Consider the following 14,296-nt stretch of genomic DNA (forward strand, 5'->3'; position numbering starts at 1 on the left):
TATGCCCGGGGCTGATCGCAGGGGCAGCGGAACGCACGTCGAGTTCCACGGTTCGCCCCGGCCGACCATCGGCATCGAGTGGGAGATCGCGCTGGTCGACAAGGTGACCCGCGATCTCTCCAATACCGCGGCCGCCGTCTTCGACGAGGTCGGCGAGGTGCGCGCGCACGACGGCACCCCGCAGCTCTCGAAGGAGCTGCTGCGCAATACCGTCGAGCTGGTCACCGGGGTGCACGACACCGTCGGCGCCGCGCTGGACGACCTCACCGGCACCATGAACGTGCTGCGCCGGGCCGCCGACCCGCTCGGGGTCGACCTGTTCTGCGCGGGCACGCACCCGTTCGCGCAGTGGTCGGCGCAGCAGCTCACCCGCTCCGAGCACTACGACGAGCTGATCGAGCGCACCCAGTGGTGGGGCAGGCAGATGCTCATCTGGGGCGTGCACGTGCACGTGGGGGTGTCGCACCGGGAGAAGGTCTTCCCGATCCTGAACGCCATGCTGCCCTCGTACCCGCACCTGCTGGCGCTCTCCGCCTCCTCGCCCATGTGGTCCGGCTCGGATACCGGGTACGCCTCGAACCGGGCGCTCATGTTCCAGCAGCTGCCCACCGCCGGGCTGCCGTTCCAGTTCGAGAAGTGGTCACAGTTCGAGGGTTTCGTGCACGACCAGTTCAAGACCGGGGTCTTCGAGCAGCTCGGCGGCATGCACTGGGACATTCGGCCCGCGCCCAAGTGGGGCACGATCGAGGTGCGGATCTGCGACGGCGTCTCCACGCACCGGGAGCTCGCCGCGCTGGCCGCGTTCATCCACTGCCTGATCGTCGACCTGGACGATCGGGTGGAGGCCGGTGAGACGCTGCCCACGCTGCCGGTCTGGCATGTGCAGGAGAACAAGTGGCGGGCGGCCAGGTACGGGCTGGACGCCATCGTCATCACCGATGCGGACAGCAACGAGCGGCTGGTCACCGACGACCTGGACGACCTGCTGAACCGGCTGGAGCCGACCGCGGCCAAGCTGGGCTGCGCCGACGAGCTGCGCGCGGTCGCCGAGATCCCGCGCGGCGGCGCCAACTACCAGCGGCAGCGCCGGGTGGCGGCGGCGAGCCAGGGCGATCTGATCGCGGTGGTGGATTCGCTGGTCCGCGAGCTGAATCCCTGACGGCGGTCTTCCGTTCAAGCACCGGGGACGGTGTTGTTCACACGCCGTTTACTATGGGCGGATGCTTGTGGAGGACCCTGTCCGGCGCAGCCGCCGGGCGCAGCTCTCGATCGTGCTCGTCGCGGCGGTCGGCCTGCTGCTGGCAGGGCTCCAGGCCGCGGCGCTGCGGCAGGGCTTCGAGGGGCCGCTGACCAGCCTGTGGAAGGACTTCGCGGGGACCCCCAAGTCCATGACGGTGCCGTGGGCCGGGCTGGTGCTCGCGCTGGTCGGGCTGCGCCCGCGGGACCGGTTCGTGGCGGCGGGGGCGGCGATCGGCATCGACCTGATCGGCGCGGGCGCCCGGCTGCTGGCCGGTGATCTGCCGACCGTCGGGAACGGGCCGGTCTGGGTGCTCACCGGGATCACCGTGGTCGCGCTCTGGCGCTGGCGCGGGCTGCGGCGCCGGAGCGCGCTGCACGCGGTCGCGCTCGGCGCGCTGCTCATCCTGGCCACCAAGGTCGGCGACGTCTGGCTGCACGTCACCATCCTCGCCCACCCGGGGGTGCTCGACGAGTACGTGCTGCTTGCCGATCACGCGCTCGGTGACCCGTCCTGGGTGCTGGGCCGGGTGGTCGAGGCGCTCGGGCCGGTGGCCTACGCGGTGCTGCACTGGGTCTACATCGAGCTGCCGCTGGCCGCCATCGTGGTCGCGGTGTGGCAGCTGCGGCGGGTGGTCGCCTCCGGGCGCTGGCCGGGGCACTACCTGGTGCGCACCTTCCTGCTGCTCGGGCTGGCCGGGCCGGTGGTGTACCTGATCTTCCCGGTGGTCGGGCCGATGTTCGCCTTCGGCGCGGACGGCGCGGGGTGGCAGGTGGGGAACTACTGGCCGCAGTTCGTGCCGCCGATCGACCGCAGCCCCGGCGTGCTCCCCTTCGACCAGGTGACGCCGCGCAACTGCATGCCGTCCATGCACACCGCCTGGGCGCTCGCCGTCTTCCTGCACACCAGGCGGGATGCCGACGGCTCGCCCGCACCGCGCTGGCTGCGCTGGGGTGGCGCCTTCTGGCTCTGCGCGACGCTCACCGCGACGCTCGGCTTCGGCTACCACTACGGCGTCGACCTGGTCGCGGGCGCGGTGCTCTGCCTCGCCGTCGAGTCGGCGCTGCGCGACCCGGAGCGCGGGTACGGCTGGTTCCGCTGGCGGCTGGTGCTCTTCGCCGCCGGCGTGCTGGTGGCGCTGCTGCTCGCCTACCGCTTCCTCGCCGTCCCGATGGCGGAGTACCCGCTCTTCGCCGGACCGGCGATCCTGGCCCTGCTCGCCGCCGTCGCCGCCGCCTTCCACGCCACCTGGTTCGCGGCCCCGAAGCTCGCCGGGGTGCAGCCCCCCATCCCCGCCCCCGTCCGCTGAACCGGGCGAGAACTACCCAACGTCGTTGTCGCCCAGTTCGTTGACCTGGAGCAATCCGTCCCGGTAGCGCTGCTCGCGGTAGGCGGTGCGCCCGATGAGGTGCGCGATCACCGGCGCGGTGAGCAGCACGAACAGCATCATGAGCACGAGCATCCAGGCGTTCACATCGCCGCGCACCTGAATCGCCGCGCCGAGCAGGATCAGCACCAACCCGACCACCTGCGGCTTGGTCGCGGCGTGCATGCGGGCGAGCGTGTCCCGGAAGCGGACCAGCGCGATGGCCGCGGTGAGCGCCAGCGTGGAGCCGAAGAGGATGAGGATCGCGGAGACCCACTCCAGCGCGCTCACCGGTCGTCCCTGACCCGGAAGCGGGAGACCGCGGCCGACCCGAGGAACCCGACCAGCGCCAGCGCCACGATGGCGGGCACCACCGAGGTGTCCTTGCTCCAGGCCGCGTACACCGCGAGCCCGCCCGCCGCCATGGCGGTGAGCGAGTCCACCCCGACCACCCGGTCCAGCGTGCTCGGTCCGTGCAGCACCCGGAAGAGCGTGAGCAGCGCGGCCACCGAGAGCAGCACCGCGGCGATACCGGCAACGACGGTCATGACTTCGCCTCCTCGACGGGGTTTCCCGGCCGCCGCTCGAACGACGAGACCAGCAGCCGCTCCAGCCGCCGCGTGGTGCGGTAGAACTGCGCGACCGCGGCCTCGCTGCCCACGTCGAGCACGTGCACGTAGACCACCCGCCGGTCCCGGTCGATCTCCAGCACCATGGTCCCCGGAATCAGGTTGAGCAGGTCGACGCAGAGCGCGAGCACCAGCTCGGACCGGATGTCCAGCCGCACCCGCAGCACCCCGGAGACCGGCTGCGACCCCGGCCGGAGCCCGAGCCAGGCCACCTGCAGGCTGGACTGCAGCGCGTAGTAGGTGCTCACCGCGACCAGCTCGGCGAAGGCGATCGGGTTGAACCGCCCGGTCACCGGCATGGCGGGCAGCGGGAGCACCACCACGATCACGATCCCGATCAGCAGCCCGGCGACCAGGTTGCCGAGCGTCAGCGTGCCCCAGAGCAGCGTGTAGACGCCGGCGAGCCAGAGCACCACGCCGACCCGGCCGAGGCTCTCCCGGCTCACCGGTACCCCTCCGGGTCGTCGCCGAGCACCGCGCTCACATAGACGCCGGGGTTGTCCAGCTCGGCGGCGGCCCGGTCGGTGATGCCGAGGATCGGCCCGGCCAGCACGGTCAGCGCGAAGCCGACGAGCACCAGCGCCGCGGTCGCGGCGACCATGAGCGCGGGCATCCGGCCCGGGTCGGTGCGCTCGTCGTAGAGCACGTCGGTGGTCTCCTCCACCAGGTTCGCGGGGCGGGCCATGGCCAGGTGCCCCTCCGGCGCCTCGGAGCGCGGCCGCCAGAACGCCTTGCTCCACACCAGCGCCACCACGTACAGCGTCAGCAGGCTGGTCGTCACCGCGCCCGCGACCAGCACCCAGGCCAGCCAGCCGCCGTCGGCGGCGCCCGCCTGCAACAGCGCGACCTTGCCGATGAATCCCGAGAACGGCGGGATACCGCCCAGGTTCAGCGCCGGGATCAGGAAGAGCAGCCCGAGCAGCGGGCTCGCCCCGGCCAGCCCGCCGAGCCTGCGCAGCGAGACCGACCCGGCCTGCCGCTCGATCAACCCGACGACCAGGAAGAGCGCGGTCTGCACCAGGATGTGGTGCGCCACGTAGTACACCGCGCCGCCGAGCCCGGCCTCGCTGGCCAGCCCGATGCCGAAGAGCATGTAACCGATATGACTGACCAGCGTGAAGGAGAGCAGCCGCCGGATATCGCTCTGCGCGATGGCGCCGAAGATGCCGACCAGCATGGTCAGCAACCCGGCCACCAGCAGCAGGGTGTCGAACCCCTGCTCCGGGAAGAAGAGCGCGTGCGTCCGGATGATGGCGTAGACCCCGACCTTGGTGAGCAGCCCGGCGAAGACCGCGGTGACCGGCGCCGGCGCGGTCGGGTAGGAGTCCGGCAGCCAGTTGGAGAGCGGGAAGATCGCCGCCTTGATGCCGAAGGCCACCAGCAGCACCGCGTACACCGCATTGCGCACGCCCTCCGGCGCCGCCCCGATCCGCAGCGCCAGCTGGGCCAGGTTCAGCGTCCCGGTGGCGGCATAGGCCAGCGCGATGCCGACCAGGAAGATCAGCGAGCTGAGCATGGAGACCATGACGTAGGCGACGCCCGCGCGCACCCGCTCGGCGGTCGCGCCGACGGTGAGCAGCACGAAGGAGGCGGCGAGCAGGATCTCGAAGCCGACGAAGAGGTTGAACAGGTCACCGGCGAGGAAGGTGGTGCCGACACCCGCGGTCAGCACCAGGTAGGTGGGGCGGTAGATCGAGGTGGGCTGGCGCTCGTCGCCGTCGCGGATGTTCTGCCCGGCGCCGTAGATCGAGACGACGAGCAGCACGATCGAGGAGACCAGCAGCATCACCGCGGAGAGCCGGTCCACCACCAGCGTGATGCCGATCGGGGTATCCCAGCCGCCCACCTGGACGGCGGTGGTGCCGTCGCGGTCGGCCAGGTAGAGCAGCGCCGCGCAGACCGCGACCACCGCGGTCAGCGCGATCAGCGTCACCAGGCTCTGTAGCCGCGGCCTGCGGCCGAAGATCAGCGTGGTGGCGGCGGCGAGCAGCGGGATGAGGACGGGCAGGGGGGCCAGGATGGCGAGCAGGTCGGTCAATCCTCCGGGTCCTCTCGCTCGCGCCGCCCCGCCACATCGGCGTCCTCGGCGTCGTCGGGCACGTCGTCGGTGGTGGTGAGCATGCGGGCGCGGTAGGCGAGCGCGAGCACGAAGGCGGTGAGCCCCATCGTGATCACGATGGCGGTGAGCACCATGGCCTGGGCCAGCGGATCGGCCATGTCGGTATCGGCCACCTCCGCGCTGCGCAGCGGCGGGTGCCCGTCCGCGCCGCCGACGGTGAGGATGAGCAGGTTCACCGCATTGCCGAAGAGGATCATGCCGAGCAGCATCTTGGTGACGGCGCGCTCCAGGATCAGGTAGACGCCGCAGGCGACAAGGGCGCCGATCACGACGAGCAGGGTCAGGTTGGCGGTCACGCTGCGCCCCCCTTCGCGGAGACCGGCTGGTCGGAGTCGAGCTCGCTGTCCAGCCGGGCGCCGAGCGAGCGCAGCACGTCCAGCACCAGCCCGACCACGATGAGGTAGACGCCGAGGTCGAAGAAGAGCGCCGTCACCAGCTTGACCTCGCCGAAGAGCGGCAGCGTCAGCTCGACGATCGCCGAGGAGAGCGGCGGCGCCCCGACCAGCAGCGAGGCCGCCGCGGTGCCGGCCGCGAGGGTGAGCCCGGCGCCGAGCAGGTGCCCGGCGTCCACCGGCAGCGCCTCGCCCAGCTCGTACCGCCCGCCCGCCAGGTAGCGCAGGGTGAGCGCCAGCCCGGCGGTGAGCCCGCCGGCGAAGCCGCCGCCGGGCGCGTTGTGCCCGGAGAAGAAGAAGTAGACCGAGAGCACCATGATGGTCGGGAACACCAGCCTGGTGGCGATCTGCAGGATCATCGAGCGGTTCTCCCGGGAGATGAGCCGGCCCGCGGAGAGCCACCCCACCCGGTCCGGGTCGTAGTTCGGGGCGTCCGCGGCGCGCGGCGCGCTGCCGAACCGGCGCACCCGGAAGACCAGCGACGCCACCCCGGTCGCGGCTACCACCAGCACCGAGATCTCGCCCATGGTGTCCCAGGCGCGGATATCGACGAGCAGCACGTTGACCGCGTTCTTGCCGCCGCCGAGGGTGTAGGCGGCCTCCGGGACGAGCTGCCAGATCGGGGTCGAGCCGCGCGCGGCCACGGCCACCGCGCCGAGCACCGCGACCACCGAGCCGACCGCGATGCCGAGCACCGCCCTGCTCCCCTTCGAGGCGGCCAGCCTGCTCTCCTCCAGCTCCGCCGGGAAGGCCCGCAGCACCAGCACGAAGACCACCAGCAGCAGCGTCTCCACCAGGAACTGGGTGAGCGCCAGGTCGGGGGCGCCGTGCAGCGCGAAGATGACGCCGCAGCCGTAGCCGGTGACGCCGACGACGAGCACCGCGGCCAGCCGGTTTCGCAGCACCGTCGCCGCCAGCGCGGAGGCGATCATGACCAGCGCGATCACCAGCTGCATCGGGGTGTCCCAGAGGCGCATCCGGAACTGGCTCGGCCCGGCGATGGCCAGCGCGATCGCGGGCAGCAGCGTCATGGTGCCGAGGATGGTGGCCTGGTTCAGCGGCAGCGAGCCGCGCTGGGTGGCAGCGGTCATCCGCAGCGAGAGCCGGTCCATCTGCTTGAGCGTGGCGTCGTAGACCCGGTCGGCATTGCCGAGCCGCGGGTGCGCGGACTCGTGGATCCGCCCCTGTAGCGCGAAGAGCGCGAGCCCGCCCGCCACCACGACCGCGGTGAGCAGCAGCGGCAGCGTGAAGCCGTGCCAGAGCGCGAGGTGCTGCGGGGCCGGGCCGGGCAGGGTGCGGGCGTACGGCGCGAGCAGCGTGTCCACCCAGGGCGCGGCGAGCCCGGCGGCGAGCCCGGCCAGGGCGAGCAGCACCGGCGGCGCCAGGAAGGCCGCGTCGGGGCGGTGCCAGTGCTTGGGCGGCTCGACGCCCGCCTTGTCGGCGAAGGCGCCCCAGACGAACCGGGCGCTGTAGGCCACGGTCAGCATGGAGCCGACGACGAAGACCGCGAGCAGCACGATGCGGACCGGCCCGGCCAGCACCTCGGCGTGCTGCGCCGCGGCCAGCGCGCTCTCCTTGCCGACGAAGCCGAGCAGCGGCGGAATGCCTGCCATGCTCAGCGCGGCCAGCGCGGCGGCGCCGAGCAGCACCGGCTCGCGGCGGCCAAGCCCGGAGAGTTTGCCCAGCTCGCGGGTGCCCGCGCCGTGGTCGACGATGCCGACCACCATGAACAGGCAGGCCTTGAAGAGCGCGTGCGCCACCACCATGGCGAGCCCGGCCAGCGCGGCCTCCGGGGTGCCGATGCCGACCAGCATGACCAGGAAGCCGAGCTGGCTGACGGTGCCGAAGGCGAGCACCAGCTTGAGATCGGTCACCTGCAGCGCGCGCCAGCCGGCCAGCACCATCGAGACCGCGCCGAGCGTGAGCACCATCGGATGCCAGACCGGCGACTCGGCGAAGGCGGGCGCGAGCCGCGCGATCAGGTAGACCCCGGCCTTCACCATGGCGGCCGCGTGCAGGTAGGCGCTGACCGGGGTCGGGGCGGCCATGGCGCCGGGCAGCCAGAAGTGCAGCGGCACGATCGCCGACTTGCTCAGCGCGCCGACCAGGATGAGCGCCACCGCGACGCTCGCCGCGACCCCGCCCGGGGCGCCGCCGCCGAGCAGGTCGGAGAGCAGGAAGCTGCCGGAGAGCTGGCCGAGCAGCACGATGCCGGTGAGCATGGTGAGCCCGCCCGCGCCGGTCACCAGCAGCGCCTGGATGGCCGCGCGCCTGCTCGCCGCGCGGTCCGCGTTGTGCCCGACCAGGAGGAACGACAGCACCGTCGTGATCTCCCAGAAGACGTAGAGCAGCAGCATGTTGTCGCTGGTCACCACGCCGAACATGGCGCCGGAGAAGCCGACCAGCTGGGCCGCGAAGGCACCCAGCCGCGGCTCGTCGTCGTCGAAGTAGCGGGCGCAGTAGCAGAGGATGAGGGTGCCGATGCCGAGCACGAGCACCGCCATGACGGCGGCCAGGGAATCGAATCGGAGGTCGATGTCCATCCCGATCGCGGGGGCCCACGCCACGCTCACCACCTGGGTGGTACCCCAGTGGGCCACCACCCAGCCGAGGCAGGCGAGCGGGACCGCCGCGAGCGGATAGAAGGCTTTTCGACCCGCGATCCGGACGCACAGCGGGGCCACCACGGCGGCAAGGGCATGTGCGAGCAGGATTACGAGCAAACTACGCTCCGTCGTCTCGGGCGGGCGGTCGTCCGGGTCGATCCTACTTGGGCGGGTGGCCAGGACCGTTGCCGGTGCGGGGTGGAGCGGCGTTCGTCACTCCGGCGGTACTCCGGCAATCTCCGGGCACACCTCGGCTCAGCCGCGGTTCTCCGCGTACCGCCGCAGCGACTCCACCTGGGCCGGGTCGAGTGAGGGGCGCACCGCTGTGCGGGCGGCGCCGATATCGGCGGCGGTCACGTCGGCGGCGTCGATATCCCGGCGCATGGCGGTCAGCGCGGCCTCGCGCAGCAGCGCGGCGCAGTCGGCGGCGGAGTAGCCGTCCAGCTCCTTCGCCAGCGCGGCCAGGTCGACGTCGGCGGCCAAGGGCACCGCCCGCCCCGCGGTGCGCAGGATCGCCACCCGCGCCTCGGCGTCCGGCGGCGGGACGAAGACCAGCCGCTCCAGCCGCCCGGGGCGGAGCAGCGCCGGGTCGATCAGCTCGGGGCGGTTGGTGGCGCCGAGCACCACCACGTCGCGCAGCGGCTCGACCCCGTCCAGCTCGGTGAGGAGCGCCGCCACCACCCGGTCGCCGACGCCGGAGTCGCCGCTCTGGCCGCGGCGTGGGGCGAGCGCGTCCACCTCGTCCAGGAAGATCAGCGAGGGCGCGGAGTCCCTGGCCCGCTGGAAGAGCTCGCGCACCGCGCGCTCCGAGGCGCCGACCCACTTGTCCATGAGCTCGGCGCCCTTCACCGCGTGCACGCTGAGCTGCCCGCTGCTGGCGAGCGCGCGCACCAGGAAGGTCTTGCCGCAGCCGGGCGGGCCGTAGAGCAGCACGCCGCGCGGCGGCTCGATGCCGAGCCGGGCGAAGGAGTCGGGGTGGCGCAGCGGCCAGAGCACCGCCTCGGTGAGCGCCTGCTTGGTCTGCACCATGTCGCCGACGTCGTCCAGCCCGAGGCTGCCGATCGCCAGCTCCTCGCTGCCGGAGCGGGAGAGCGGGCGGATCACCGCCAGCGCGCCGGTCAGGTCGGCCTGGGTGAGCCGGGGATCGGTGTGCTCGCGGCCGGTGCGGGAGGCGGCGCGCAGCGCGGCCTCGCGGCACAGCGCCGCCAGGTCGGAGACGACGAAACCGGGGGTGCGGGCGGCGATCTCGGCCAGCTGGAGCTCGCCGGTCGGCACCGCGCGGAGCAGGAAGTCGAGCAGCGCCTCGCGGACTGCGGCGGTGGGCAGCGGCAGCGCGATCTCGCGGTCGCAGAGGTCGGGGGCGCGCAGCCGGGCGTCGATCTCGCCGGGGTGCGCGGTCGTGGCCAGGAAGGCGACGAGCGGGGTCGCGACGGCGGCGCGGAGCTGGTCGAGGATGAGCGTGGCGACCGGCTCCGCGGTTGCGGGGAGCAGGGCATCGATATCGGTGACCAGCAGGATTCCGCCCTGCCCCGAGCTCACCTCGGCCACGGCGGCGGCGACCGCGCGCAGCCGGGCGCCGCTCTCGGCGGCGCCGATGGACGGGCCGTCCAGCTCGACCACCCGGCGCGGGGCGGCGACCGCCCTGGCCAGCGTGGCCTTCCCGACCCCGTGCGGGCCGGTGATCAGCACCCCGAGGTGCGGCGAGGCGCCGAGGGTGCGGAGCAGCTCCGGCTCGTCCAGGGCGAGGGCGAGCCACTCGGCGAGCTTGGCCGACTGGCCCTGCACGCCGATCAGGTCGGCGGCGGCGGGGGCGGGTTTGCCCCTGGTCACCGAGGCGGGCAGCGGAATCCGGTCGCCCCCGGCCTCGGCGGGTGAAGACCCCGTCCCTGGACCGCTCGGCTGTGCCTCCGTCCCGGAACCGCCGGCCTGCGATCCCTGCCCGAAGCCGCCGGGCTGTTGCTCCGCGCCGGGCGCGCCCGGCAGGGCCGCCGTGACGACACCCGGCCCCCAGTCGACGGACGAGTTGGGCTGCACGCTGACCGGGCCCGCCGGTTCGGTGCCGGTGACGGTGAGCAGCTCGGTGGTCCAGGCGATGCCGAAGGTGCGGGAGAGCGCCTGGGTGGTGGCGGCCGAGCTGATGTCCGGCCCGAGGTCGCGGGGGAGCAGCGAGACGGCGTCGCCCACCGTCACCACCTTGCCGAGCAGCGCCTGGCGCAGGGTGCTCGCCGGGATCGAGCGGGTGGCGTGCAGCGACCCGCTGACCCGGATCTGCCTGGCGCCGAACACCGTCGCAGGCGCGATCACCACGGTCGCGTCCTCGCGCAGCCCGGCATTGGAGAGCGTGACGTCGTCCAGCAGCGCGACCCCGGCCGGGGTGCCCGCCGGGGCCAGCCCGGCCACCGCCGCGGTGCGCCGCGACCCGGTGAGCGCGATCCCGTCCCACTCCCGCAGCCCGAGCGCGGCGAGTGCCTCCGGATGCAGCCGCACCACCCCCCTGCGGGCATCCGCCGCGGAGGGGTTGAGACGGGCGGTCAGTGAAAGGTCGGCCACCGCCCCATTCTTACCCGGCGACGAGCCCCGCCGCCGTGGCCACGGGCTCGTCGGCCACGCTGGGCGAGAGGCAGACCAGCTTCGCGGTGCCGAGCGCGACGTTCGGGCTGCCCGCGAAGGGGCTGTCCGGATTCTCGGCGAGGATCAGCTCGATCACCGCTTTCTCCTGATCGGTGTCGAGTTTCCGGAAGTCGGCGCAGCTGATGTCGGCCCCGGTCCCGCTCGGCGCCGCGGCGGGCGGCGTCGGCTCCGCGGCGCTGCTGCCCGGCGCGGCCGGAGCGCTGCTCGCGGCGGTGCTGCTGGACGCGACGGCGGTAGTACTGGCCGCGGCACCGGTGCTCCCCTTGCGCAAGCCGTTCGCATCGGCCGATTCGTCCGGCCCGCAACCACTCACGACCAGGGCGAGCACACCGGCGGCGAGCACGGCGGCGGAGAGTCGGGCCATGGTGGATCCCCCGTTGGTCGTTCGCGGCACCGGCGGCTCCGGCGCGTCGGCAGCACTGTACCCGGCACCGCTCAGGCCGTCTGCTCGGCGGCCGCGCGCAGCGCCTCGACCACGCCGGGGATCCGGTCGGTCAGCTCGGCCAGGTCGGGCACCAGCTCCCGGCAGGCGATCAGCCCGAAGTCGAGTTTCCCGTCGTAGGAGAGCGCGGTGATGTTCAGCCCGGAGCCGTGGAAGATCGGGCCGAACGGATACGAGCTGAGCAGCCGCACCCCGAGGAAGTACAGCGGCAGCGGCGGCCCCGCGACATTGGAGACCACCAGGTTGTGCACCACCGGGTGCCGCTCCGCCAATTTCAGCGAGGAGTAGAGCCGCATCGCGATCCGGAAGGTGTTCGGCGGCGCGTACTGCGTCCAGTCCTGCAGGAAGTCGGCGCCGATGAGCTCCTCGTGCTCCTCCTTGGCGGCCCGGTTCGCCTCGGCCACCCGCTTCAGCCGCTCCACCGGGTCGGCGATGTCGGTGCCGAGATCGCAGAAGAGCGAGGAGACCTTGTTGATCCCGCGCGTGTGCCGCGACGACTCGTGCACCGAGACCGGGATGGTGGCGAGCAGCGACTTGTCCTCCGGCAGCTCGCCGCGCTCGATCAGGTAGTCGCGGAGCGCGCCGCCGACCACCGTGAGCACCACGTCGTTGATCTTCACCCCGAAGGCGTTCTTGATCCGCTTGACCTCGGCCAGCTCGACCTCGGTGAAGGCGACCGCGCGGTGCGGCGTGATGGTCCGGTTGAACGGGGTGCGCGGCGCGGTCAGCGGGAGCGCCATGCCGGAGCGGTTGCCCTGGCGCCTGCGCACCATCCCGGCCAGCTTGCCGACGGTCTTCGGCACCATGCGCACCACCCCGGCCCTGGTCGGAAAGCGCAGCGCCGCCTCGGCGAGCAGCCGCAGGTCGCTCGGCTCGGGCTCCCGGCCGAGCGCGGCGGGCGGCTCCTGGTCCCGGTGCTGCCCCGGCTCGGTATCGCAGAGCGCCATCAGCAGCTCGGAGCCGGTGACGCCGTCCACCGCGGCGTGGTGGTACTTGAGGATCACCGCGACCTTGTCGCCGTCCACCCCCTCCACCACCCGCACCTGCCAGAGCGGGTGGTTGCGGTCCATCGGGGTGCTCGCGATATCGCCGACCAGCGCGGCCAGCTCCGCGCGGCCGCCCGGCGCGGGCAGCCCGTACCGCCGGACGTGGTAGTCCAGGTCGTAGTCGCCCGCCTCGACCCAGTACGGGTAGTCCAGGTCGAGCGGGACCGCCCGCAGCTTCCGGCGCATCTGCGGCACGTAGGCCAGCCTGCGCCCGAGCTCGGCCTTGAAGGCGTCGAACGAGTAGTCGCCGCCCTCCGCACCGGGATCGAGTACCAGCAGCGCGCACACGTGCAGGTGCTGCGTCCCGGTCTCCAGATACAGGAAGCTGGCATCGAGTCCGGTGAGGCGTTCCATGTCGGGAGTGTAGTGGAACGCGTTGCAGCTATTGGCCTATTCGGCCTCGGCCGGGCGCTCCAGCGGGATCCGCACGGTGAAGACCGTCGACCCCGGCTCGGAGGCCACCTCGATATCGCCGTGGTGCTTGTTCACCACGATCCGGAAGCTGATGTCGAGGCCGAGCCCGGTGCCGTCGCCGACCGGCTTGGTGGTGAAGAACGGCTCGAAGATCCGGCGCCGGATATCGGCGGGGATGCCGGGGCCGGTGTCGCCGATCGCCACCGCCAGGCAGACGTCGTCCCGGTAGGTGCGGACGGTGAGCGTGCCGGAGCCGTTCATGGCGTAGACCGCGTTGTCGATCAGGTTGGTCCACACCTGGTTCAGCTCGGCGGCGTAGCAGGGGATCGGCGGCAGCGTGCGGTCGTACTCCTTGACCAGGGCGATGCCGTCGCCGAGCTTGCGGTTCAGCATCACCAGGGTGCTGTCGAGCAGCTCGTGCACGTCGACCACCTGGAACGGGGCCCGGTCCATCTGCGAGTACTGCTTGGCCGCGCCGACCAGGGTGGAGATCCGGGTGGTGGAGTCGGCGATCTCGTTCATCAGCAGCTCGGTCTCGATGGTGTAGTTCAGCCACCGGATCGCGCCCTCGAAGACCTGCTCGGTGCAGCCCTCCAGCGTGCCGGCCACCCGCTCCAGCCAGTCCACGTCGATCCCGGCCTGCACGAAGTTGGGCGCCAGGTTCCAGCCGTCGGCGATCTCGTGCTCCGCCAGCCAGTCGCCGAGCGCGTCCTCGCGGTCGGCGGCCTCCAGCGGGGTGAGCTCGGGGGCCTTGGCCACCAGCTCGGCGGCGTCCTCCTGCAGCCGGACCAGGGTCACCAGCACCTCGGGCGGGAACTTGCCCTGTGCCATCATGCCGAGCTTGTGCCGCATCCCGGCGACCCGCTCGCGCAGCCCGGAGGTGGCGCGCACCGCGGCCGCGGCGGGGTTGTTCAGCTCGTGCGTGAGCCCGGCGGAGAGCGAGCCGAGCGCGAGCAGCCGCTCCCGCTCGGCCACCCGCTCGTGCTTGTCCCGGTTGCCGAAGAAGGCGCCCTCCAGCAGGTGCACCGCCATCGGGAACCACTCGCGCATCATCGCCGAGAAGGTCGCGGCGTCGAGCACGAAGAAGCGCGACGGCCGGGTGATGACCATGGACGACACGTAGCTCTGGTCGGCCCGATCGCCGAGGTAGGCGGTCCACGCCCCGACGTAGGAGCCGCGGTGGTCGGTGCGGGTCAGCTCGATCTCGGTGCCCGCGGAGAGCTTGGTGAGCCGCAGCTCACCGTCCATGAGCACGTAGAAGCAGGTCGCCGGCTCGCCCTCGCGGAAGGCAATCCCGGGCTCCAGCTCCTCGATCCGCCCGTCCCGGCACAGCCAGGCCAGCTGCTCGTCGTTCAGCTTCTCGAACAGGAAGAGCTCACGCAGCTCGGCCGGATCGCAGACAAGCTCGCTCACG

General features: G+C 72.6%; 12 protein-coding genes. 2 read left to right on the forward strand and 10 right to left on the reverse strand.

Annotated features, from left to right (window positions below; all coding sequences use genetic code 11):
• Position 1 precedes the first annotated feature (1 nt).
• Positions 2 to 1,159, forward strand: a complete 1,158-nt coding sequence (locus AB0H71_RS10865) for a glutamate--cysteine ligase (RefSeq protein WP_357017868.1) — start codon at positions 2 to 4, stop codon at positions 1,157 to 1,159.
• A 61-nt stretch (positions 1,160 to 1,220) separates the two neighbouring features.
• The gene (locus AB0H71_RS10870; protein ID WP_357017871.1) at positions 1,221 to 2,546 is read left to right on the forward strand and encodes a DUF5933 domain-containing protein; all 1,326 of its coding nucleotides are present in this window, start codon (positions 1,221 to 1,223) and stop codon (positions 2,544 to 2,546) included.
• Positions 2,547 to 2,558: 12 nt separating this feature from the next.
• Here AB0H71_RS10870 and mnhG read toward each other — a convergent pair whose 3' ends face one another.
• The 10 genes from mnhG to AB0H71_RS10920 form a co-directional block, all read right to left on the reverse strand.
• Positions 2,559 to 2,894 (reverse strand): monovalent cation/H(+) antiporter subunit G, encoded by a 336-nt coding sequence (gene mnhG / locus AB0H71_RS10875; protein ID WP_357017872.1) that lies wholly within the window; start codon positions 2,892 to 2,894, stop codon positions 2,559 to 2,561.
• Complete coding sequence (locus tag AB0H71_RS10880) at positions 2,891 to 3,151, reverse strand: monovalent cation/H+ antiporter complex subunit F (RefSeq protein ID WP_357017875.1); 261 nt, start codon at positions 3,149 to 3,151, stop codon at positions 2,891 to 2,893. Before AB0H71_RS10880 ends, mnhG begins: the two co-directional genes overlap by 4 nt.
• Positions 3,148 to 3,678 carry a Na+/H+ antiporter subunit E gene (locus tag AB0H71_RS10885; protein WP_357017878.1) on the reverse strand — a complete coding sequence of 177 codons (531 nt, stop codon included), beginning with the start codon at positions 3,676 to 3,678 and terminating at the stop codon, positions 3,148 to 3,150. The genes AB0H71_RS10880 and AB0H71_RS10885 overlap by 4 nt, the downstream gene beginning before the upstream one ends.
• On the reverse strand, positions 3,675 to 5,270 hold the full coding sequence (locus tag AB0H71_RS10890) for a Na+/H+ antiporter subunit D (protein WP_357017881.1): 1,596 nt from the start codon (positions 5,268 to 5,270) through the stop codon (positions 3,675 to 3,677). The genes AB0H71_RS10885 and AB0H71_RS10890 overlap by 4 nt, the downstream gene beginning before the upstream one ends.
• Positions 5,267 to 5,647, reverse strand: a complete 381-nt coding sequence (locus tag AB0H71_RS10895) for a Na(+)/H(+) antiporter subunit C (RefSeq protein ID WP_357017884.1) — start codon at positions 5,645 to 5,647, stop codon at positions 5,267 to 5,269. The genes AB0H71_RS10890 and AB0H71_RS10895 overlap by 4 nt, the downstream gene beginning before the upstream one ends.
• Positions 5,644 to 8,466 carry a Na+/H+ antiporter subunit A gene (locus AB0H71_RS10900; protein ID WP_357017888.1) on the reverse strand — a complete coding sequence of 941 codons (2,823 nt, stop codon included), beginning with the start codon at positions 8,464 to 8,466 and terminating at the stop codon, positions 5,644 to 5,646. Before AB0H71_RS10900 ends, AB0H71_RS10895 begins: the two co-directional genes overlap by 4 nt.
• A 138-nt stretch (positions 8,467 to 8,604) precedes the next feature.
• The gene (locus tag AB0H71_RS10905; RefSeq protein ID WP_357017891.1) at positions 8,605 to 10,899 is read right to left on the reverse strand and encodes an AAA family ATPase; all 2,295 of its coding nucleotides are present in this window, start codon (positions 10,897 to 10,899) and stop codon (positions 8,605 to 8,607) included.
• Positions 10,900 to 10,909: 10 nt separating this feature from the next.
• Positions 10,910 to 11,344 carry a hypothetical protein gene (locus AB0H71_RS10910; RefSeq protein WP_357017893.1) on the reverse strand — a complete coding sequence of 145 codons (435 nt, stop codon included), beginning with the start codon at positions 11,342 to 11,344 and terminating at the stop codon, positions 10,910 to 10,912.
• A 71-nt stretch (positions 11,345 to 11,415) separates the two neighbouring features.
• Positions 11,416 to 12,822 (reverse strand): wax ester/triacylglycerol synthase family O-acyltransferase, encoded by a 1,407-nt coding sequence (locus AB0H71_RS10915; protein WP_357017896.1) that lies wholly within the window; start codon positions 12,820 to 12,822, stop codon positions 11,416 to 11,418.
• Between the two features lie 36 nt (positions 12,823 to 12,858).
• On the reverse strand, positions 12,859 to 14,295 hold the full coding sequence (locus tag AB0H71_RS10920; RefSeq protein WP_357017899.1) for an ATP-binding protein: 1,437 nt from the start codon (positions 14,293 to 14,295) through the stop codon (positions 12,859 to 12,861).
• Position 14,296: the final 1 nt, after the last annotated feature.

Source organism: Nocardia sp. NPDC050697, from assembly GCF_040654395.1.
GTDB lineage: Bacteria > Actinomycetota > Actinomycetes > Mycobacteriales > Mycobacteriaceae > Nocardia.